The 21,046-nt window shown below is 44.3% G+C and carries 20 protein-coding genes, 2 pseudogenes and 1 riboswitch; of the genes and pseudogenes, 3 read left to right on the top strand and 19 right to left on the bottom strand.

The genetic code is table 11. The annotated features are described in order from the left end of the window. Positions 1-572 (top strand): annotated as a pseudogene (locus AC0YN6_RS29530) (transposase); the annotation flags it as partial. A gap of 7 nt (positions 573-579) precedes the next feature. On the opposite strand, the gene AC0YN6_RS29525 reads toward AC0YN6_RS29530, so the two are convergent. From AC0YN6_RS29525 to AC0YN6_RS29455, 15 genes and pseudogenes are all read right to left on the bottom strand, one after another. Beyond that, positions 580-1,203: an NAD-dependent epimerase/dehydratase family protein gene (locus tag AC0YN6_RS29525; RefSeq protein WP_475751685.1), complete on the bottom strand. Its 624-nt coding sequence runs from the start codon at positions 1,201-1,203 to the stop codon at positions 580-582. Between the two features lie 68 nt (positions 1,204-1,271). Continuing rightward, positions 1,272-2,180, bottom strand: coding sequence for a hypothetical protein (locus AC0YN6_RS29520; protein WP_475751683.1), 909 nt, complete (start codon positions 2,178-2,180; stop codon positions 1,272-1,274). 72 nt (positions 2,181-2,252) lie between these two features. Continuing rightward, positions 2,253-2,591 (bottom strand): hypothetical protein, encoded by a 339-nt coding sequence (locus AC0YN6_RS29515; RefSeq protein WP_475751681.1) that lies wholly within the window; start codon positions 2,589-2,591, stop codon positions 2,253-2,255. Between the two features lie 204 nt (positions 2,592-2,795). Further along, positions 2,796-3,299 (bottom strand): DinB family protein, encoded by a 504-nt coding sequence (locus AC0YN6_RS29510; protein WP_475751679.1) that lies wholly within the window; start codon positions 3,297-3,299, stop codon positions 2,796-2,798. Between the two features lie 86 nt (positions 3,300-3,385). Further along, positions 3,386-3,925 (bottom strand): DinB family protein, encoded by a 540-nt coding sequence (locus AC0YN6_RS29505; RefSeq protein ID WP_475751678.1) that lies wholly within the window; start codon positions 3,923-3,925, stop codon positions 3,386-3,388. Between the two features lie 268 nt (positions 3,926-4,193). Beyond that, positions 4,194-5,591 carry an MATE family efflux transporter gene (locus AC0YN6_RS29500; protein ID WP_475751677.1) on the bottom strand — a complete coding sequence of 466 codons (1,398 nt, stop codon included), beginning with the start codon at positions 5,589-5,591 and terminating at the stop codon, positions 4,194-4,196. After that, positions 5,588-6,394 carry a histidinol-phosphatase HisJ family protein gene (locus AC0YN6_RS29495; protein ID WP_475751675.1) on the bottom strand — a complete coding sequence of 269 codons (807 nt, stop codon included), beginning with the start codon at positions 6,392-6,394 and terminating at the stop codon, positions 5,588-5,590. The genes AC0YN6_RS29500 and AC0YN6_RS29495 overlap by 4 nt, the downstream gene beginning before the upstream one ends. 47 nt (positions 6,395-6,441) lie before the next feature. Next, positions 6,442-7,218 carry a DeoR/GlpR family DNA-binding transcription regulator gene (locus tag AC0YN6_RS29490; protein ID WP_475751673.1) on the bottom strand — a complete coding sequence of 259 codons (777 nt, stop codon included), beginning with the start codon at positions 7,216-7,218 and terminating at the stop codon, positions 6,442-6,444. Positions 7,219-7,305: 87 nt separating this feature from the next. Continuing rightward, positions 7,306-8,256: a CehA/McbA family metallohydrolase domain-containing protein gene (locus tag AC0YN6_RS29485; protein ID WP_475751671.1), complete on the bottom strand. Its 951-nt coding sequence runs from the start codon at positions 8,254-8,256 to the stop codon at positions 7,306-7,308. A gap of 25 nt (positions 8,257-8,281) precedes the next feature. Continuing rightward, positions 8,282-9,613, bottom strand: coding sequence for an ABC transporter substrate-binding protein (locus AC0YN6_RS29480; RefSeq protein WP_475751669.1), 1,332 nt, complete (start codon positions 9,611-9,613; stop codon positions 8,282-8,284). A gap of 42 nt (positions 9,614-9,655) precedes the next feature. Then, positions 9,656-10,477 carry a carbohydrate ABC transporter permease gene (locus tag AC0YN6_RS29475; protein ID WP_475751668.1) on the bottom strand — a complete coding sequence of 274 codons (822 nt, stop codon included), beginning with the start codon at positions 10,475-10,477 and terminating at the stop codon, positions 9,656-9,658. Positions 10,478-10,497: 20 nt separating this feature from the next. Beyond that, a complete protein-coding gene (locus AC0YN6_RS29470) occupies positions 10,498-11,403 on the bottom strand; it encodes a carbohydrate ABC transporter permease (RefSeq protein WP_475751667.1) in 906 nt (301 codons plus the stop codon). Next, positions 11,363-12,451: an ABC transporter ATP-binding protein gene (locus AC0YN6_RS29465; protein WP_475751665.1), complete on the bottom strand. Its 1,089-nt coding sequence runs from the start codon at positions 12,449-12,451 to the stop codon at positions 11,363-11,365. Before AC0YN6_RS29465 ends, AC0YN6_RS29470 begins: the two co-directional genes overlap by 41 nt. 171 nt (positions 12,452-12,622) lie before the next feature. Then, positions 12,623-14,572 (bottom strand): metallophosphoesterase family protein, encoded by a 1,950-nt coding sequence (locus tag AC0YN6_RS29460; RefSeq protein ID WP_475751664.1) that lies wholly within the window; start codon positions 14,570-14,572, stop codon positions 12,623-12,625. A gap of 260 nt (positions 14,573-14,832) precedes the next feature. After that, a pseudogene (locus AC0YN6_RS29455) lies at positions 14,833-14,975 on the bottom strand (IS110 family transposase); the annotation flags it as partial. A 923-nt stretch (positions 14,976-15,898) separates the two neighbouring features. Between AC0YN6_RS29455 and AC0YN6_RS29450 the strand changes: the two are divergent. Both AC0YN6_RS29450 and AC0YN6_RS29445 read left to right on the top strand, forming a co-directional pair. Further along, positions 15,899-16,516, top strand: coding sequence for an SET domain-containing protein (locus AC0YN6_RS29450; RefSeq protein WP_475751662.1), 618 nt, complete (start codon positions 15,899-15,901; stop codon positions 16,514-16,516). 133 nt (positions 16,517-16,649) lie between these two features. Beyond that, positions 16,650-16,937: a helix-turn-helix domain-containing protein gene (locus AC0YN6_RS29445; RefSeq protein ID WP_475751693.1), complete on the top strand. Its 288-nt coding sequence runs from the start codon at positions 16,650-16,652 to the stop codon at positions 16,935-16,937. 62 nt (positions 16,938-16,999) lie between these two features. Here the strand turns inward: AC0YN6_RS29445 and AC0YN6_RS29440 are convergent, their stop codons facing one another. The 4 genes from AC0YN6_RS29440 to AC0YN6_RS29425 all read right to left on the bottom strand — a co-directional run bounded on the left by AC0YN6_RS29440 (position 17,000) and on the right by AC0YN6_RS29425 (position 21,040). After that, complete coding sequence (locus tag AC0YN6_RS29440) at positions 17,000-17,161, bottom strand: anti-repressor SinI family protein (RefSeq protein ID WP_475751660.1); 162 nt, start codon at positions 17,159-17,161, stop codon at positions 17,000-17,002. Positions 17,162-17,177: 16 nt separating this feature from the next. Beyond that, positions 17,178-17,260: riboswitch (cyclic di-GMP riboswitch) on the bottom strand. Between the two features lie 539 nt (positions 17,261-17,799). After that, a complete protein-coding gene (locus tag AC0YN6_RS29435) occupies positions 17,800-18,948 on the bottom strand; it encodes an ABC transporter permease (protein ID WP_475751658.1) in 1,149 nt (382 codons plus the stop codon). A 2-nt stretch (positions 18,949-18,950) separates the two neighbouring features. Continuing rightward, positions 18,951-20,072: an ABC transporter permease gene (locus AC0YN6_RS29430; protein ID WP_475751656.1), complete on the bottom strand. Its 1,122-nt coding sequence runs from the start codon at positions 20,070-20,072 to the stop codon at positions 18,951-18,953. 32 nt (positions 20,073-20,104) lie between these two features. Next, positions 20,105-21,040 carry an ABC transporter ATP-binding protein gene (locus AC0YN6_RS29425; protein ID WP_475751654.1) on the bottom strand — a complete coding sequence of 312 codons (936 nt, stop codon included), beginning with the start codon at positions 21,038-21,040 and terminating at the stop codon, positions 20,105-20,107. Between the last annotated feature and the right edge of the window lie 6 nt (positions 21,041-21,046).

Genomic DNA, 21,046 nt, shown 5'->3' with positions numbered 1-21,046 from the left:
GAAGAACCAAATTCACCGCTGGGTCGACGTTGTTTTTCCTGAGTTGCGACAAGTTTTCAAAAACATCATGTGTATCGGTTCATTGGCCACACTTCGTCTTTTCCCAACGCCCGAAGAATTGTGTAAATTACAGCCTCAAGATATCTTACGGGGCTGGAAATCGCTTATGAAACGGCATTCTGGTGATCGAAAAGCTCGAGCTCTTATCTCATTGGCTTACAGATCTGTGGGTTCTAAGCAAGCCACACATGCCTACAAGCTTCATTTGAAGCAGCTGCTCGATGAGTATGACCTTGCCTGCTTGCAATTGCAAACGGTAGAAACGGAGATTATCGCCGTTTTGGAACGCATTTCATTTGCGGGGTCCATGCTTGCTGTCAAAGGGATTAGTGAGATTTCGTTATCCGGTATTTTAAGTGAGGCGGGGGAATTAAATTGGTTTTGTTCATGGTAATGCCTTACTGCGTCATGCTGGTCTCAACCTTGCAGAAGCAAGCTCAATTAAATGGACCGGACAGATGAAGATTAGTAAACGTGGACGTTCTCGTCTCCGACGTTTCATCTTCATGATTTGTTAGTTTATTCTGCGGGACGGCGCGTTGATCTACGGGGTTCGTAGCCGAATTCCGCGATGAAATCATCTATGGCATACAAGGGGTTATATTCATTGCCTGGAAGTTTGTAATAATCTAGATAATAATGGTCACCCAGTATAGAAGAGAGAATTTCCCGCACGGATATCGTGCTGCTGATGTCCGGTCCTACCAGGTTAAAGTTTCTTACACCTGATTTGAATGGCGCATCCACGACTCTGACAATTCCCTCAACGACATCGCTTGCATACACATGTCCTAAGACGATAAACGGAACAGACATCCTTTTATCCTTCTCAACCAAAGGCGGTAACCAATCCTCGCTTGCTACTGCGCCAAAGCGTAAATTGATAAAATCCGTGTCCGGATTTACGCAATGAAAATAACGGGTCAATTCCTTCACTAAGGCTTTGCTTAACCCATAATCGATCTCATAAGGATCCAAACTACGCAAATCTTCCAAACGATCAAACGAACCTTGAACATACGCTGCATCTTTTTTTAAAGGATGACGCGACCGCGACATACAAATAACGTTATGATTTTTTGCCAAGCCATTAACCAATTTCTGTCCGATAAATCCGCTTGCGCCCGTAATAAGTATATTCATCGTATTGCCTCCCAGTTAACATTTGCTGCAGCATTATCATCGGGGCTTCGATGTTCACAATTTCAAGTTCACGATGCACCTTCCTGATCAGCTTGGAGTTCCCATCTGATGGAGTACGATGCACTTTCACCCGGCTGCAGTGTATAGACAGGGCTGTGTACTTCAAGCTCATAATAAAGATAATCACTGGCATTGTACACCTCAACAACCGTATTGTGTGGATACGTTTGTTCCGGCTTCACCGAATACGTCTTCATAAGCGTATAGCTTTTCCCGTTTGTCGCCGGAAGCCGTGCCGTAGTCTGTCCAGCATCTGTCATGAAACCTAACTTGTAGAGCGAATTGTTATTTATCTCCATTCGCCATCCCTTCGCGTCATGAATGGCAGAAGCATTCTCCCCCTTTAACAACATAACAGGTTGATCCGCATAAACGGTCGCGCCGTCCGGAATTTCCACGACTCCATCTCGATTTAGCATCGTTACCTGCCATAAACCCTTCTTAACAGGACCGGGTCCATGATTGATCAGCTTCTGCTCGATATCCATATGCGGCTTGTCTCCGTAACATGTAATGGTCCGAATGATTTGCAGCTGCGTTTCTCTGCATACAGGGCTCGTAAGGAGCAGCTTAACCGTATCCTCGCTGCGCTGGATTTCTAGCTCATATTCGCCGTGGTCTAAATCGGCATAGGGGCAGTCGCCCCAATCGGCTTGAGGAGCAAGCCATGTTTTCTCGCCACCGTAAAGCAGCTGCTGACCTTTCATACGCTGCGATCTCATCTCCTCCACGTTATCAGCTTCGTACTTAGAGCGATGCCCTGCAAGGCTTTGGTTCTGGTAAAGCAGGTTAATACCGTCCGTCCCAAATTCCAAGATGCGCCCTCCAATACCCGGCACCGATGCCATATCATAATAATTCGTATGGATGCTAACGGAAGGAAAACCTAGATGTTTGCTTTCAGTAATCTGAATCATTCGAAATCACCCTTTCTGGTAAAAAAGTAGGCGGTCGATTTCACTCATCGATCGCCCCTTGCTCCGTGAGTACTACTCGCCCTCACCGCTTGAATAAATGGTAAAAATTAAATCGCGCTCTCCGTTATTTTCCGTAGATTCGGTCATAACCGATTTCGGAGACTTCAAGATCAAGCCGTATTTCTTGCTTGTATCCAAATTCGTCAGCTTCGGATAGATGGAATATGGACTCACACTCCCCGGGATATTATAGGCCGGGAGCGACGCAGAGAAGATCGTCTTGTGCGGATTGTCCTGCTCATCCAGCATGACGATATCGAAGTAATAAACGTCCGCCGGTACGGTATTTACATAGCTCTCATAAATATACAGATCGATCTTCGGCATGGTGCTGTCGTTCAGCTTAAACACCTATATCCTTTGCACCTTGGCTCGAATGTCCGAGTAGCTCGTGTAATCCGAATTGCAATTGTCCTGGTCAATAATTGGACCGCTATTCCCCTCGACATAATACCCCTCAATCTCAAGAATAACCCGGAAGAATCATCTTCCGGGTTGTTCTTTTACTTTCTATCGCTCTTCTCCCAATACGCCAAAGCGTGATATACTCTTACTTTATATTACCGGAGCCGGTGCACCATACTCGACCCACTGCTCTTTCGTCGGGCCGTAAAGATCCGGCACACGAAGACCGGCTTGACGCATCAGGACCGTCATTTGACCGCGATGATGAATCTCATGCTTTACGAGGATATCTAGAGTCAAGCCGTTTGGCCATTGATCTCCGTACATGTCGCTCATGATGAGCAGATTCTCATCCTTCCAACTGGACTGTACAGCATCAAGGAGCGCTTGCGAGGTCCGCTTATAGACCGCCGCAATGTCCGCAGCTGAAGTTGGCACCGACGCATCTTCTCCCGGTCCTTCGAAAGACAATCCAGTCCGCGATGGCATTTCGTGCAATGTCTGTACAAGATGCCATGCAAGACGTCCAAGCGTTCGATGATCGCTAGTTATCTGTTGGTCAAGAGACTCGTCCGTGAGCGTCTCCAGCGTCCGCAATGTTGCTGCCGTTTCATGACGCCAAGTCGCGGCAAAATCCTCGATTTGTTTATACATATCTAACATCTCCCTTTTTTTGTAATGGAATAGCACCATTATATCATTGTTTGTTTTCAATATTTGTATGTGTGTAAGTATTCGTCCTAATTGGCGGGATCTGTTGACATATTACCGTTTGATTCATCCTGGTACATAAAAAGTCCATATTCTGTCATAACAGAGGAATGGCCTAGTTGACGAAGCATAGCAGACAAATTACCTCGGTGGTACGTACCATGATTCACAACTTGTATAATAAACTCTGAATATCTGGTGTTTAAAATTCCAGCGTAAGGATTATCTAAGACAACCTCTTTCTCAAGATCCGCATGCCCGTTAATACATGCTTTGAATCTCACGGACAATTCGTCATACATAGCTTCCAGCTCCCCAAGGCTTCTAGCTTCTGCATCCGCCTCGATTTGAAAAGAAGCTTCCATAGCTTCATTCATACTTTTACCCATCAGGATGTCCAGCCAACCGGAATCAACCTTGTATATATGTGCCATGACCTTCGACACGGAAGAAAACACGCTTTGAATTTCTTGATTGTATAGGTGATGCGGAAGCTCCTTTAATCGATTAAAGATTATTTTATTTGCCCATACATGATAGTCGTAAAATCTCAAACTATGATTTGTCATTTCAACTACCTCCGGTTTTTGTTGTTTACTTATGTATTCATCATACAATAGCAACCCTGACAACTGTATGTCAGGGTTGTATTAATGAGCAGCTTCTCCATAGAAGCTGTTTTCTTGTAACACTAAAGTGTTCTGATGTTCAAGGAAAATAAAGTATTAGACCGACCCCAATAATAGAAACAGCGGCTGTCAGGGACGTGAAAAAAAGTCCTAGATTGCCGCTGTTTTATTGAACTATCATTCCCCGTTAGTTGAACGCAAATCAGAGTCACGATACGGTTATTTGTTCATCTCCTAAGATTTTGCCGTTGTCATTCGTCTCGCTGACCAAATCATGCTGCCAGCGGCGGGACCTATAGCGAAAGTAGCCGATGAGCGCTTTAGAGATTTCCTCTGCGGCATACAGTGCATACACGATTTCTATCGGCCACTTCATGATCCCCGCTCCTATGAACGCGAGCGGAAGCCCGACCAGCCAAGTCGATCCCAGCACAAGCTTCATTGAATACCGCGTATCACCACCGCTGCGGAATACGCCGACAATCCAGATGTAGTTAAGAAAACTGAATATTAACATACAAGCCATTATGCGCACGACTGACACTGCTTGCTCATGCAAATAGTCACTGATTTGAAACAGCCGAACGGCTTGCGGAGCAGTTGCGAACAATACCAGCCCAATTGCAATTCCAGACGCGATGCCGATTCGCGTAAACCGCTCGGTGTAGAGCTGTGCCCGCTCCCGGTGGCGGAGGCCGATCTGCTCACCGATCATAACGCTCGCCGCTTGGGCAAAGCCCGACACTCCAGCCATAACAAAGTTACCGATCACTTTGGAAACTTGAATAATTGCAATTGCAGAAGGACCCAACAGGCCAAACGCCATCATGTACATCGTTGTGCCAAGTCCCCACAGTGTTTCATGAATAATGATCGGCAGCGTAACCGTAAACACTTTGCCAACAAGAGCTCGTTCAACCGGGACCCGTCTCGAGAGAGGCACAGCAACTTCTCTTCTCTTGGTATACACATACACTACTGTTAGCACCATCTGCAGCAGCTTTGCAATAAGCGTGGCAACCGCAGCGCCGTCGACTCCCATGGGCGCGAATCCGAAATGTCCATAAATCAGCGCATAGTTCAGAACCGTGTTTAGCAGCAGCGACAGCGTAGTCACGTACACGATTACCTTAACGACTCCGATGCTCTTCAAGTTCATCGCGAAAGCGCTCGTGACAGCCGAAGCAATATACCCGTAACTGACAATGGAAACGAAAGACGATGTCATTTTCACCAATTCTTTGTCATCGGTGAATGGCATAAAGACATAAGGAGAGCTGAACGTCAGGACAATAAAATAAATAAAGCTGATGGCCAATCCACAATAGACGTTTAATGCCGCCAGCTTCTGGATCGAATCGTAATCTCTTTTGCCATAGTATTGCGCGATAAAAACTGCCGGTCCACTTAACACACCGGCTAATATCATCCCAAGCATAAATTCAAATTGAGCGGCGATGCCTACGGTGGCAATTGCCTCAACCCCCAAGCTTGCCAGCATAATCGAGTCAATCAGGAAGAAGGATGAGGAGAACAAAAACTGAATCGTCATCGGAACAGCAAGCCTGTATAGCTTGCTGTAGAATTCATCGTTCAGTCGCATCATTTAATCGCCACAAGCTGAGGAACACGCTTGTGGAATTGGACAATTTCACGAATACCATAGGACTCCAACAGTTCAATACCCAGACCGAAGCCTCGCTCGTAATTGCTCAGGCTGTGCGCATCGGAGCCCAGCGAAAACCATTTTCCGCCCAAATCCAAGTACATCTCGATTAAATAGGAATGCGGGTGAATCCACCCTTGTTGAAACAGTCCAGTTGTATTTAGCTCCAATACCTTATCCTTGCGAATAATGGTCTTCAATAAATCATATAGGATCGACTGGCACCGCTCATAATCCTCGATGCGAACGCCGGTTTTCGTATATCGAACGACGTAATCGAGGTGAGCGACGACATCGTAATTGTCCATCACATCGACGGCTTCCCGCACATGCGAGAAATAATTGTCGAGTATATGTTCAATCGGTTGCTGGTGAAAAGCATCTTCGGCGAAATCGTGTACGCCGTTATTATGAACGGAGAGCAGTACTAGATCGAATGAATACTGCTGCAAATAGTCGTTTATCGGACCAATGTAGTCTTTACGATACCCAACTTCAATGCCCTTGCGGATGTCGATATCGTATTGACCGCGCAATTCGGCGATTTCTTGCTCATAGCTCGGCATATCGATCAGAACGTCTTTTTTGAAAAATTTGCAGTCGTAATCGAAATGATCCGTCGTCACGACCGCCTTTTTACCTAGAGACTGGGCGTGACGAACGATATCCGCCAATAACTCACTCGAATCGGGAGAGTAGACGGAATGAACGTGCTGATCTACAATTTCCTTTGATACCTGCATTTCCTTTTCCCTCTTTCTTCATCTTGATCTATTCTGCATTCATATTGCTACGCTTTCACCCAGGTTACATCTGCGTCCAGCAGTTGCTTATTCCAATCGTTTGGCGGCTCAGAATCGCAAATGACATAATCAACTTCGTCGAAATTAGCATATTGGTAAAGCGATTTCGCATCGATTTTTGAATGGTCGATGACGATATGAACTTGATCGGAACGCCGAAGCATCTTCTTGAGTAAATGACCCTCGTCGATCTGATAGGTCGTAATCCCGTTGGCAATGGAGTAACCGTTGGCGCCAATAAACACTTTATCGATGTGGAAGTTGTTCAGCAAATCCAACGTTATAGCACCTGTAGCGAACATCTGGTCCGTGTCAATTTCACCACCGAGAAAAATAATTCTCCCCGTAAAATAGCCCGCCTTCTTCCGCTCGATCAAGCTGTTTAGGATTGGAACACATCCAACGAGTATCGTCACATTTTTCTTATTCATCAGGTGGTTGGCGATTTGCAACGTCGTCGTACCTACACCGAGAGCGATCACATCATAATCATTTATCATATCCGCCGCTTTAATGCCTACCCGCATCTTCTCTTCGATATGAATTGCATTTCTTTGGCTATATGGCGCTTCGTACAGCGTAAAATTCGGTTTGACCGCCCCTCCATGAACGATGAGCAACTTACTTTCCTTGCTTAACAAGTCCAAATCGCGGCGAACCGTCACTTTGGAAACATCCAATCGTTCGGCGAGACCATTCACCGTTACTCTTCCGTTCGTATTCAATTCGGCCATAATAATACTAACTCTTTCAACCTGCAGCATTGAATGCCCACCCTGTTCATTAGTTTAATGGAAACTCAAGTCGGAGCACCTACGGTCGGCACTCCGGCTTGATCGGCAATGCGTGCCTTAATCCAGAAAAATCGGATTTGTATAAGCAAATTTACCGTATTTGTCATAACATTCGATTCTAATATACTTCTCGTTACCGTGCAACTTTTTGCGAAGCTTGGTCACATTGTCGCCAATCTCAATTTGGTATTGCCTTCCATCACCGTTCATATAAATGCGTTCGACGGGCGAGCATTCGAAGATAACCTCGTTGTCTTCGATACGGAAATCATAGATTTCTGGTCCTGTCGACGAATAGAAACTGCCTTTAAGTAGAGCGTCTACGATGGCGTTCCGGGTCAGCTCCTCCGCCTTCACCACAACCCATCCTCCAAACGAGTCGTTATAAGCCGAGTCGAGAGGAAAGCGGTTGTGATTGTCGTCAGTGGCCGTTCCCCACAGCCTCTTACCTCTACGCAGCAGGCTGTCCCACAAAATCCGCGAATTCCCCATGTTTTCCTGCCATTCGGAGCAGTGATTGTAAACCTCAATCGCAAACAGATTGTCGAGCTCTATCAAATCCTCCCATTCCACAATCGACCAGTGGGGATGGTTAAACATGACAATATTACCGCGTGCGACCATGTCGTCGATGAACTGCTGGGCCGTTTCGTACCCTACAAAATCCGGCCATATAATCGGCTGCATATGGGTCAAAGGCTCAAGCGTCGCTGCGCGAAGATGCTCATCCGTCCCCATGATGACATGGAGATGGAAGATTCGATAATCGCCCTTAGGCATTCTGATTCCCACTTCACTGGACGGAAGTGTAATGAAATCCGGTTCATTTAAGTGCTCGAAGTTGGAGAAGAAATCATGTTCAGAGTGGGCGAAAAAATGGTAACCCTTCTGTTTGTACGCCTCACGAAGTTGATCGGTCGTTAGTTCGCCGTCGGAAAGGGTGGAATGCCCGTGCAAATTACCTTTATACCAGCTTCCATTGTCAATAAATCCATTTATTGAAATCATTTCGTTGCTCCTCTCGAAAGGCACCTTATTTATTTTCGTTGATGATCGCTTGTGACTCCTCAGCTGCTTTATGAATGATTTGCTTTGGATCTTGTGTAGTGTCCATCATTGCAAGCTGCAAGTTTTCCACGATGGACGTATACATCGCTCTCCAGTTTTTTTGCCACGGGCGTTTATGAGCATATTCCAGTTGATCAATGGCCACCTTGTACTGCGGCTTCTCGGCGAGCAGCGTTTTCATCTCATCCGTTTCCAGCGAAGATTTCGTTATCGGCAAATAGCCGGAATTTTGGAAGAAGGACATTACGAATTCATCATTCGACAAATACTCTATAAATTGTCCCGCCGCTTTCTTCTGTGCTTCCGTCGCGCTATCCAGAATGATCAAGTTAGCTCCGCCTGTCACGACCGAATTTTTCTCTTTATACGGCTGATACGCAGCTTGCACTTCAAACCCGCTAGCTTCTGCTTCCTTAAATACCGGTCCAAGTGATCCGACTGAATCCATTATCATCGCTATTTTGCCTTCGAAAAATTTCTTCTTAATAAGCTCGGATTGGCTGCCTTGCGCGCCATAAGGGTTAAACATGACATTTTCCTTAACCATGCTCTGCCACAGCTCGACGATTCCCGAACCCATGTCATTGTCAAACAGTACCTTCGAACCGTCTTCACTCACGATTTCACCGCCATAGGAATACACTGCAGACTCCCAGAACCACGCATCGCTGTCCCAATGGGAGGAAAATCCGTAAATCCCCTTGGCTGGATCACTCAATTTTTTGGCATATTCTTGGAGCTGATCCCACGTCTTCGGCGCTTCCACCGGAATTCCGGCTGCCTTGAACAAATCGGCGTTTATGTACATTATCGGTGTGCTGCGATTCATCGGAGCGGCTTTGAACACCCCGTCGACGTAGCTGGAGCGAGTCAAACCTTCGATATAATTGTCGATTGTCTCCTGGGGCATATATTTGCTCAGATCAGCAGCCACCGGGTGATAGCGGGTGAGGAAGGATTCCTCAATTTGGGCAATAACCGGCGTGTTCTTCGCAACGAGTGCCGCCTCCAGCTTCTCGGCTACTCCGTCGTAGCCGCCTTGTCCGAAGATGGTAACTTTCACATCCGGATGTAATTCGTTGAACTTTTCAGCGGCATCGACTAGAGCCTTGCCATTACCATTGCTAACATCAAAGATTGACCACATATCGACGACGACTTTCTCTTGGCTGCTCGCAGTTGTTTGTCCGCCAGCATTATTATTAGTTGGTGATTCCTTGCTTCCACCGCATCCAGCCACAAAAATGATTGCTACACAGAAGAGAATAAATACCGTATTTTTCAAAGATCGTCTCATGTTAAAAACTCCTCCTTAAATGTGGTCCTTATTTGTGAATAACTATTTAATTCCTCCGTAAACAAAAGCATTTTTGATGAAACGGTTTGCCAATAAATAAAGAATGACAACAGGAGCCATGAGTAACATATTGCCCGCCATTGCAATGTTCCATAGGGTTACCCCGTCGCCGACGTCCAGTAAGCTTTTGACCGCGATCGGCAGTGTCCGCACCGCTTCGGAATTGGTTAGAATCAATGTCCAGAAGTAATCATTCCATTTCGAAATACATGTGATCAACATTACCGTAAACACGAACGGCTTGGCCATCGGGAGCATAATACGTGTTATGATTTGCAACTCAGATGCCTTGTCTAATTTCGCTGCGTCAATTATCTCGTCCGAGATTTGCTTAAATGCCTGTGTCATAAAGAAGATGGTGAACGATGAATACGTGAATGGAACGATCATACCCTGGTAGGTGTCGATCCATCCGAAATTGCTCAACAGGACATAAATCGGAACGAAGGTCACTTGTGCTGGCAGCATCAAGTCGATTAGAATAAGTCCAAAAAACAATCCGGATAACTTAAACTTTTTTTTGGCAAATGCATATGCGGCAGGTATACAGACGAGTAATTGTCCGATCACAGTAAGACTTGTGACGATGACAGAATTCAGCCCGTAATGGAGAAACCGGACTTGTTCCCACGCCGCCGCGTAATTGGAAAACTGCGGCTTCTCAGGCAGCAATGCCGGTGGAAATTGAATAGACTCCACATAGGTTTTCAAGGAAGTGCTGATCATCCAGAGAAAAGGGAAGATAAACACGAGGACCAAAGCAATAAGCAGCAAGATACGCAATACAAAAACAGTCTGTTTCATTGTGATCTTTGTTCCTCCCTTTACTGATAATGGACTTTCTTAGAGAAAAATAAATAGTTAGCTAGTGAGATGATACCAATGATGATTAAGAACAAGATGGAACCAGCCATCGCTTTACCGAGTTGGAATTTCAAAAAACCGGTTTGATAAATCCAATGCACGAATAGATTGGAGGAGTTCTGCGGTCCTCCCTTGGTCATCAGGCTGACGATATCGAACGAGCTAAACGATCCTATTATCGAAGTAATTAATAGAAACAACAGCGTCGGTGAAAGCATCGGAAGCGTGATCCGGAACATTGTCGTCCATTTGCTGGAATTATCCAGCTTAGCAGCCTCGTAAATGTATTTGGGTATACTTTGCAGCCCAGCGACGATAATCATTACATTGAATCCGAGCCCTTTCCAAATCGAGACCATTATAATCGATAAGAGGGATGTATCCGGACTCATCATCCATTTTAACGGCTCAAGTCCCACCATTTTCAACACATAATTGATGATGCCCATTTGCGGATCCAGCAGCCACATCCACATGATCGTTACGGATACGAACGAAATAATATGGGGTGTAAAAATGATGCTCTGAACGAAATTATCCAATACCGTATTCTTTTGCAGTAGAATACCAATGAGTACTGCAAACACCAAACCGAACACGACCGTAAAAAGTGTGTAAACCAGCGTATTTTTCAGCACCTTTGCAAACACGGGATCATTCAAAATATTAGTATAATTATCGAATCCAACGAAGCTTTGAGTGTCCGTCACAATGTCCCAATTCAAGAAACTGACTTTGATCGCGAACAAGAGCGGATAGATGGAAAATAAGCAAACGAGAATGATGGCCGGGGCAATTAGTACATACGGATTTCTGATGATTCTATTAAAGAGCTGTTGTATGAACCTGATGCTCATTTTCCACATATACGCCCTCCAGATTAGAAATCGAATGCAACTCAAACCTGATTTGCTGAACATCCCGGATACGCTGTTCACTCGCCTCATCGAAGTAAAACAAGTCCTCATCCCTAACGTATACCTTCACACGGTCACCAAAGTCTCTATCCTCCTCGGATTTCATAACGATCTTACCCAAGCTTGTCGACACATGGTACAAAGTCTCCAACCCCAAAGATTCCCTCAAGACGATACTCCCGGACAGGACAATACCTTGAAATTGTGCCGGTTTCATCAACTTGACCTTTTGGGGACGAAAGCCGAGCAGACAAATATTCGGAAGCGGAACAATGTTCATGCCGGGTTCACCGATGAATGTAGCGACAAAAACATTATCCGGATCATTGTATACTTGCTTCGGAGTGCCGCTCTGCATCACCTTTCCCTCATTGAAAATAACGATATCGGTCCCCATCGTCATCGCTTCCACCTGATCGTGAGTAACGAAAACAAACGTCGATTGCAAATTGCGGTGCAACTGGATCAGCTCACTTCGCATCTGATTGCGCAGCTTGGCGTCCAAATTGGACAGTGGTTCATCCATTAGAAAAACCTCTGGTTGTTTCGAGATTGCTCTGGATAATGCAATCCGCTGCCTTTGTCCTCCCGAAAGCATAGACGGCTTGGCGTTTATGTAGTCCTGGAGTCCGACCAAATTCACCACATGCTCCACGCGCCGCTTGATCTCATCTTTGGGAAGCCCTTGGTTTTTCAGACCGAACTCGATATTTTTGACGACGGTCATGTGCGGATAAATCGCGTAGTTTTGAAAAACCATAGCGATACCACGGTCGCCGGGCTCTGCCTTCGTGACATTGCACTCTCCAATGCGAATCTCGCCGCTGGTAACTTCCTCCAGACCGGCAATTAGCCGCAGTGCTGTCGTTTTTCCACATCCCGAAGGGCCTACCAATACGGTAAAAGAGCGATCCCGAATTTCGAGCTGTAAGGAGTCGATAACGGTTTTTCCATTCGGGTACGTTTTGGATACCTTGTCTAGATGAATAGCCGACATGTGATGACATTCCCTCCCGCTTACTGAAGTTATAGGCTACTGGGCCACAGATCAATCATAAATCTCGATTGTAAACTGAATGTTAGGTACGAATTGTTTTTTTGTTAATGTTTCACTTGTTTAACTAATTTATTGTTTTTTGTTCCTTTTTCCCTCACGGAGGTCAATTTTTCACAGTTGCGTGCTTCTTTCTAAAGCTTCTTCGGGCCATTCAAGCTTCGGAGCGGCGTTGTAGGTCAACGCGCTCTGGCTTAAAACGGCATTAGCCCATCTGGATTTGAAGATTCGTTTCTGTTTATCAAGGTATGCACGAGTATCCAATTTCTTCGAAAAACGGATATAGTCAGAAAACTCCCCAGCAAAACATTTGACACAACCCTGCCTTAATGAGTTTTTACTCCACGTACCTCCTTTTTTAGCATCATGGAACATACGCTCCATTGCGTCCATACCTGTATGGGTTATTGAGGACGCACTGTCTTTCCAAGTCACAGTAAGGGCATTAAGCCCGCCAGCCAAAAATGTACCGTGAATTCCCCATTGCACATAGGCTTGAGGTCGATTCTGATGCTCAAGGGCTTCGGTTAAAGCAGCCTTTGTAGCGATGATGTATTCATGGAAATAAGACCATATCCCAGAAAGCTCCAACGTTTGCGGGTCATATCCGACCCATATAATTTCATGATCATAAGACATACCATCATTTGGGGAATTCCCGTCATTCTCCCAGAACAAATGATACGCAATCAGCGGCATTTCTGGGTGGATGACCGCTACGCAATCCTGCAGAGCAAATGGCTCGCTCTCCACCAGATTCAGCTCCGGAGCCAATTTGTAAACCAATTCAGCCAATTCCGCGGAAACGGTATGCTGCGGCTCCTGCTCCAATAAACAACCGTACCAGAATCCGGCTTCGGCAAAAGATCCATGCCTGTGATAAAAATCCGCAAACATGCTCATGATTCTCGTATCTTTGGGAGCGGCTTGCTGGAGCAGCAACAGAAAACCCTCAATTCGCTCCTTTGTCTGTAAAACTCGTTCTCTTTCCTCGATGTTACTATTCATGTAGTAGGATTTCAGAAATTGAGCTAGAAGCCCAAGGCCTTGTTCGGCAAATGCCGCATCCAGCCACTGTTCCGGGGGGGTGATACCTTCAAAGCCAGAGGATCCAGGCGGTTCGGCATTATTGGAATTCCCTGCTTCAGGATGATGGACAGGCTGCGCCAATTCAACTGTATTGTCTTCCAAACGAAGCCATGTCTCGAAATTCCTGACCCCCTCTCTAAGGCGGATGATTCTTGCCCCTCGGGAAAACCCGCTTTTTCCATAAGTATTAAAGCCAGTACTTCTGCCATAACATAAACGAATCCCATGCCAATCTCCATAAAAATCGTTAATATGGTCGTGTCCCACAAAGGTCCCTATCACATCTCCCTGTTCAAGCATCGCGGTGCCAAATCCAGAATTGATTTTTGGGGGAACGATATCTTCGTATTTGACTCCGTGGCATATTTGCTCATTCCAAACTTCTATGTATTCCGGAAGTGGAATGTGAAAAAACGCCAAGGAGGGCAATGGAGCTCCATTCTCTTCGGTAAGCTTTTTGGAATTCTGTACATACCAGTCTATTTGGCTTCGCCGGATCCAGTCGTACCCTTCCAACGGCGCCGGTGCATAGCTGCCTGAATCGAGAAAGATGAGGGCAGCTTCAGGATTTCCTTGTAATCCATGGACTTGTATAAAATAATTTCCGATGCCGTCAATGTGCTCAGGTCCTGCCTCAGAAAGGCAAAATTTACAGGTTTGCTGCAGCTCCATGAGCTCCAGACGGGTTATTCCTTTCTCCGAATCATGGTTGCCAAAAACGGCCGCCCATGGAACCTCGGCATTTTCAGCACAGGACACAGCCTGCAGAAAGGCAAGCTTCGGATTTTCACAGTAATCGCTGTAGATGATATCACCTGTAAAAACAATAAGATCCGGAGACTCCGATCTGATTACTTCTTCCATTAATGATTGCGTGCGCAAATCCAGCTCACCACCACAGGTCCAATGGACATCCGTAAACTGAACAATCTTAAATGTACCTTCTTGATTAAATTTGAGCGCTTTCTCTGCCATATTGAATCCACCTTTCATAAATCTACTCTGCTAAACCTGACTCTTCTCAAACTCTAATAAATACTGAACAGCCTGCTTCTAGCGATTGCGGATTTCCATCCACTGTGCCTCCGACCAACCCAATCATAAATCTCGATTGTAAACCGTATATTATTGGCGAATTATTTTTTTGTTAATCTTTCTTTTTTTGAACTTAACTATTGCTTTTTGTTTCTTTCATTCCTGAGAGTGATCAATTTCGTAGAGTTGATGTCCATATCTTGCACAACACAAAGGTCAGTCGTCAGGTGTTCGCGAATTTTCATCGCTTCCCTCAGTTCTGCATAAATGCCCTGAGGAAGGCTTGGTACAGCGTATCTCCCGTCATGTCATTCTTCGTCGGAGAATTGTCATTGAGCTCTTTGCATTACCAAGGAGTCTTTTTATTTCTCAATCCTCGTATTTCTTCATAATAGGAATGCTGCCCGTTAGCTTAACGCCTATCACCTACATATGTACAAAATCGCTTATTTTGTGAGCATGTTGCCACGGAAATGATAAATGCACTAAACAAGAAGAAGGCCCATAGATTGGGCCCATCGGGAAAAGTGTTAGGAGGAATATAAACATTCTGAATATAAGGAATCGTCGACAGAATGTTTCACTTTATTAGCCAAATCTCATGCAGCCAAGCGATAATCACCAATAAAATGAAAAGTACCAGAATTGTACCTGTGTTTGTGAAAGCTCCCTAACTGTAATTAAAAGATAGAGTATCGGACATAGATGCAAAAGGAGCTGCCGCGGCAGCTCCTTTATCTTTGTATAGAGTCCTTCATTGAACTAACGTTACCCGTTAGTTGAACGCCAACTATAACTAAATGAAGGCGGTTTAATACGAGCGAATTCTCTATGTACTAAAGCAAATTTATTATCTGTAAACCACAATGGTTTTGAAAATGTAATCACCTCATAAAGCTCTTTCTTAATATCTACCTTTACATCGAGGATTTCCAAATCAGATCTTTCATCAAAAAAGCTATCCGGCGCTAACTCGTCGCCTTCGTCTACATCAGTTTCTTCATCACTTTGTTTCTTTACCTCGGAGCTAACAGTTCGCTATCATGTCCCGTTAGCGTAATGACAAATAATACGGTTCACCAAGCGGTGAAACCGGGGGGAACCGTACCATAAATAACGCAAATTTTTGGGCAATCAGCTGTAGTTTGAGGGATTATTGCCTTTTTTGGTCCCGATCTTTACCGAAAATAGTTTTATGAACGTGTCCCTCCTTTTTAAGAATGAATATTATATTTCAGTACTAAAAAGGAGGATGAACTCACAATCATGATGCATCCGGATACAGAACTCCGCTTTATCAACGATGTGATAGGTGTCGGCATTGTTGCCACAAAATTTATTCCAAAAGGAACCATAACTTGGATTTCGGATGACTTAGAAATGACATTAAAGAAGGATTTCGTTGAATCCCTTGATGAACTTCGGCGGAGAGTGGTGGATAAATATTCTTATTTAAGTGACGACGGTGAGTATTATATTTTACATTGGGACCATGCAAAATACATGAATCATAGCTTCCATCCGACCTGTATCGATACGGTATTTGAATTTAATTTAGCTGAAAGAGATATACACCCTGGGGAACAATTGACATGTGATTATGGAATTGTTGGAGAGGATGAAGATTTTGAATGCGTGCATGAGGAAGGAACATCTCGGACAAGAGTGAGAGCGGATGATTATTTGTATTTCTCTCAGGAATGGGATGAAATGGCGAGGGAAGCGTTTAAGTATTTCAATAGTGTCGAACAACCGCTGAAACATTTAATCAAAAAGGAATATGCTGAAGAAGTAAAAGCAGTAGCCGCGGGACTTCTACCGTTACCATCAATTCTTACTCTTTTCGTAGACGAGTCGGAAGATGATGAAGAAGACGAAGCATAACGGAACGGGGCTGTCCCTAAAGTCATCGGAGATGACTCAGGGTCAGCCTTTTGCATAGAAAGAAAGATCGTAATTAAAACTTTTAGTAATATACTGCTAGTCAGACCAGTGTATTACGGGGCCAAACATAGTTATCTCCCTCACAGGAGAATGTATTAAGATGCAACGCAAGAGAAATGGCTTATCACTGACCGAGCTCTCTAAAAGAGCCGGTGCCGCGAAATCTTATTTAAGCTCCATTGAACGAGGGCTTCAACAAAATCCTTCGATTCAGTTTCTCGAAAAGGTAAGCGATGTATTGAAGGTTACAGTTGAAGAATTTTTAAAAATTGACCAGTGTGAGCAAAAGGTTGATCATCTTGAACATGAATGGTCCGAATTGGTAAGAGAGGCTGCGGCTTCTGGTGTCAGCAAGGAATAGTTTAAACAATTTTTGGAATTTAATAAGTGGAAAATCAAGCGTGAATAACGTTTTATTTGTTATTAAACAGACGTTTCTTGAGTGTCATCCTTATCACTTTCCTGAAGGCACAGAAAAACTTTACGCACGTCTTCTTTCGTAAACCCCATTGATCGCGCGCTTTTTATTAGGGCTACCCATTCCAAATCCAAGTCATGATTATTCTCTGATTTTACAAGTTCCATAATCCTATGTCCCCCATTCATTCTGGGACGGTTGCACCAATGACTCCTTGCGTTTAAGGTGCCCAGATACTAAACGCATTTCAACGTCTCCCTTTTGCTGCTTCATTTGATTTCTTTATCTATTATAAATCAGCTCTGTTACGCATGTTATCGCTTCATGTCTCACAAAATGATAGATTATTACATTCTTTGTCGAATTGATTGTAAAGGACACATACTGCTTTTTTACTTGTCTTACTAATTCGCTCGACTAGGAATAGTTCTTTTAACTTTCCTGCCCCGTTGAACAAACATAAGGACTTCAATTATTGATATTTTCGACTGATTTCTTTATTTTACTCACATTAAAAAAGGGCGATGCAGGAACATCGCCTTTAAGCTACGGCAGAGAATGATGTGAGATGATCTTAACATCTTGTCCACCATCCCCTCATTTATAGCGTATGTGGTTATACTCAAAATTCTTGGACTTATAACAGCTGTATCTAATACTTAGAAAAATAGATCTTACCCTTCTTCAATTATCCTACCAGTTGAGAAAACGACAACCACTTCACCGGCTGCCGTCTCTTCGTGCTTATTGAGCTATCGTGTCCCGTTGATTCCCAAAATTTAAAATATGGGATTAGCTTATTTTCTTAAATATAGCTTCGAGTATCATTATTCCTGCCAAACTTATAGACGGCTATTAAAGATAAGGCCACAGAAAAAGCAATCAAAATGATCAAGTTCAAGGATAATTCCCCAAGGGATACCCCTTGTTGTAGATCGCTGAAGGTATCCAACAACCAATACTGGGGAAGAAAGTGCGCGAGCTGCTGCATGGATTCCGGCATTAACACAAGCGGGAACATACATCCGGACAATAAGCTGCTAGGAATGAGGATCATATTCTGCATGCCGCTGGCTGTAGAAGAGCTGCTGGAAAATGCCACGATTACAAGCGATAACCCTATTGCCACCAGAGCAAATAACACAAGAATTAGGAACATGCTCCAATAAGGAATACCCGGATCGACATGAAAAATAGTTATCATAATCAACAGTGTCACTGCAATCTGCAGCATCATCATAGTCAAATTAACGATGATATTAGATAAGACATAGGTTCTAGGATTGATCGGAGAAGATAATAGGCGATAATAGGTTCTATTCTCTCTTTCCTTAATAAGAATTCCGGATAAATTCGAAGCCGACACCAGCATGAGGACAAGCAAGTAACCTATTGATTGATTGGTTTTGTTATAATTTACGGATTGATCCTCTACTTTCTCAGCTGATAATCTGAAGTCTGTTTTTTGATATCCCTCATACAGGGTATCAAACTTAGCCTTATCTCCTTTAACCACCTTGCCGATCGAAGCCATATTGTTAATATGTTGATCCAAGGATGCTTTCACATGTCCGGTAACCTGCGCCCCCTTAATGGATACGATCTTAACATTTGCGGGCTTGCCGTCAATCAGGCTCTGTGCGAAACCTGCGGGAAGGATAATTGCTGCATCCAGCTCGCCAGCAGCAATCAGCTCTTTTATCTCATTCTCCTTAATCTCACTTACAAGCATGGAATCCTGTCTGTCCACCGAATCGATAACACCCTGTGTTATCGTCTGACGTCCATCATAATTAACAATGCCCATTCTCAAATCGGTTTCTCCCGAGCCTCCTTGGACTAGTGTCGCGAGCAGGATTCCCATAACTGGAAAGACGAAGTATATAAATAAATTCAAATAATTTTTAAAGGTAGAAATAAATGTCCTCCTGATTAGCCATAACGTGTCTCTCATTGTTACAACCCCTCCTTTCTACGCATCATCGTTAATGCGATACCAAGCAAGACGACCGCGAAGCCGATATTTAACAGCATGGCGTTAACTGTTGCTGACAGACTACCTGCGTATATCATTTCTATAAGTGCTGCATTGGACCATTGCAGCGGAGAAAGAGAAGAGAGGGTTGCCATGATTCCAGTAGCCTCCTCGACCGGGAAGTATGAACCGCCGAGAAATGCGGCCAATTGGATGATAATCATAACAACAGTGCCTGATGCGTTTCCCTTAATGATATAACTAAATCCGAGTCCTAAGCTCACAGCGAAAATGATTTCAGTAAAGAGCGTTAGAAACACGAGACCCAAATTTTCTCCCCAATAGGCATTAAACATGTATTTACTGATGAGCACTACGACAATTGTTAGTATTAAATTAAGCATGACAAGCCCCGCTAATTTACCCGCGAAAATTTCGATTTTCGTCACTGGTGAAGCAAGTAATCGAACAGCTGTGTTCCTTTTGCGTTCACTGTCTATTAATTGTGCGGCTGTTAAGGCGCTATATAAAATAATCATTGTCGTAATCGCTATAGCGAAATAGTCCATAGCACCAGGTTTTCTTGTGGCATTCAGCGACTCCTCGACTACATAGCTTTCACCGCCGCTTCCGGCCATGATCGCAACCGCTTGCTCCGAGTCTGTACCTGATACTTCAGCAGCCAATCGGTAACGATCTGCAAAAGCTGTAAGCACACTCTTAGCAATATCGCTTTCAATCAAGCTTTGACTACTGCTGTAATACTCCAGCCCATTGTCCGAAATCTCGACGTAACCCGCATAGCGGTTGTTCTTCACTTCTATCTTCCCATCCGTCTTCTCGTCTGCTTTCTCGAGTTTAATGCCGACTTGACGCATCTGCCCCGTGAAGTCGTCCCAATATTTAGAGAACTCACTCGATGAGCTATTATTCTTATAAAGTACGTTGATCTCTTCTTCAACCGTTAAACTGCCGTTAAAAGCATTCGTAAGCGCCGTTCCCAAAATAAGCATGGTTAATAGCGGAGAAACCACCAAGAACAAAAGCATCTTGGGATCGCGGATAACCTTTAACTCTTTGAGCATTATTCTGAATACATTCATTTCCCCTTCGCCTCCTTATCCCTTCTTTCTTATCAGTCCCGCAGGCTTCTGCCTGTCAATGTCAAGAACACCGTCTCCAAACTAGGTTCATTTTCTTCCACTGAACGTATTTCAATATCGTCCGCCATCAACTGCTGGATGATCCGGTTCAAATTATTGACCTCGGAATCAGAGGTGATCTTAACGATTCGATCCTCCACTTCAACCCGGTTAACGCCTGCAATTCCCTCCAGTTTGTTCTTATCCAGATTTTCTGCCGAACGAACCTCGATACCTATATTTTTCTGATTCGTAATGATGGCCTTTAATTGACCTTTTGTTCCTTCCGCGATGATCTTGCCGTGGTCGATAATGGCGATTCTTGTACAGATCTCCTCGACCTCCTCCATATAATGGCTCGTGTAAATGATCGTGCAGCCCATTTGATTCAATTTCTTCACAGAACCAAGAATATAATTGCGAGATTGCGGATCGATTCCCACCGTTGGCTCATCCATAATGAGCAGCTTTGGCCGATGGGCAATTGCACAGGCTATATTTAATCTTCGTTTCATGCCGCCTGAGAAGTTTTTGGGATAGTTTTTGTGCTTATCGCCAAGACCTACGAATGCTAGTGCTTCAATGACCCGCTCCTTTAACTCCGCCCCTCTGAGTCCGTATAATCCGGCAAAAAAATGAACGTTTTCATAAGCGGTCATATCCTCATAAATAGCCATTTCCTGCGGCACGATCCCGATGTTCATCTTCGCAAATTTGCTATGCTTAGCTATACTCTTGCCAAGAACTTCGATTTCGCCTTTGGAAACCCGGAGCAATGAGGCAATCATATTGATGGCAGTGCTTTTCCCTGCTCCATTCGCACCTAGAAATCCAAATATCTCGCCTTCCTTTACAGACATCGTGATATTATCCACGGCAATAAAATCCCCAAACTTCTTCGTAAGCTGCTTAATTTCAAGTACGTTCATCCGTAA

The organism is Paenibacillus sp. J22P15 (assembly GCF_056269345.1).
The sequence above is the reverse complement of the archived record's forward strand: the minus strand, read 5'-3'. Positions and strand labels throughout refer to the sequence as shown.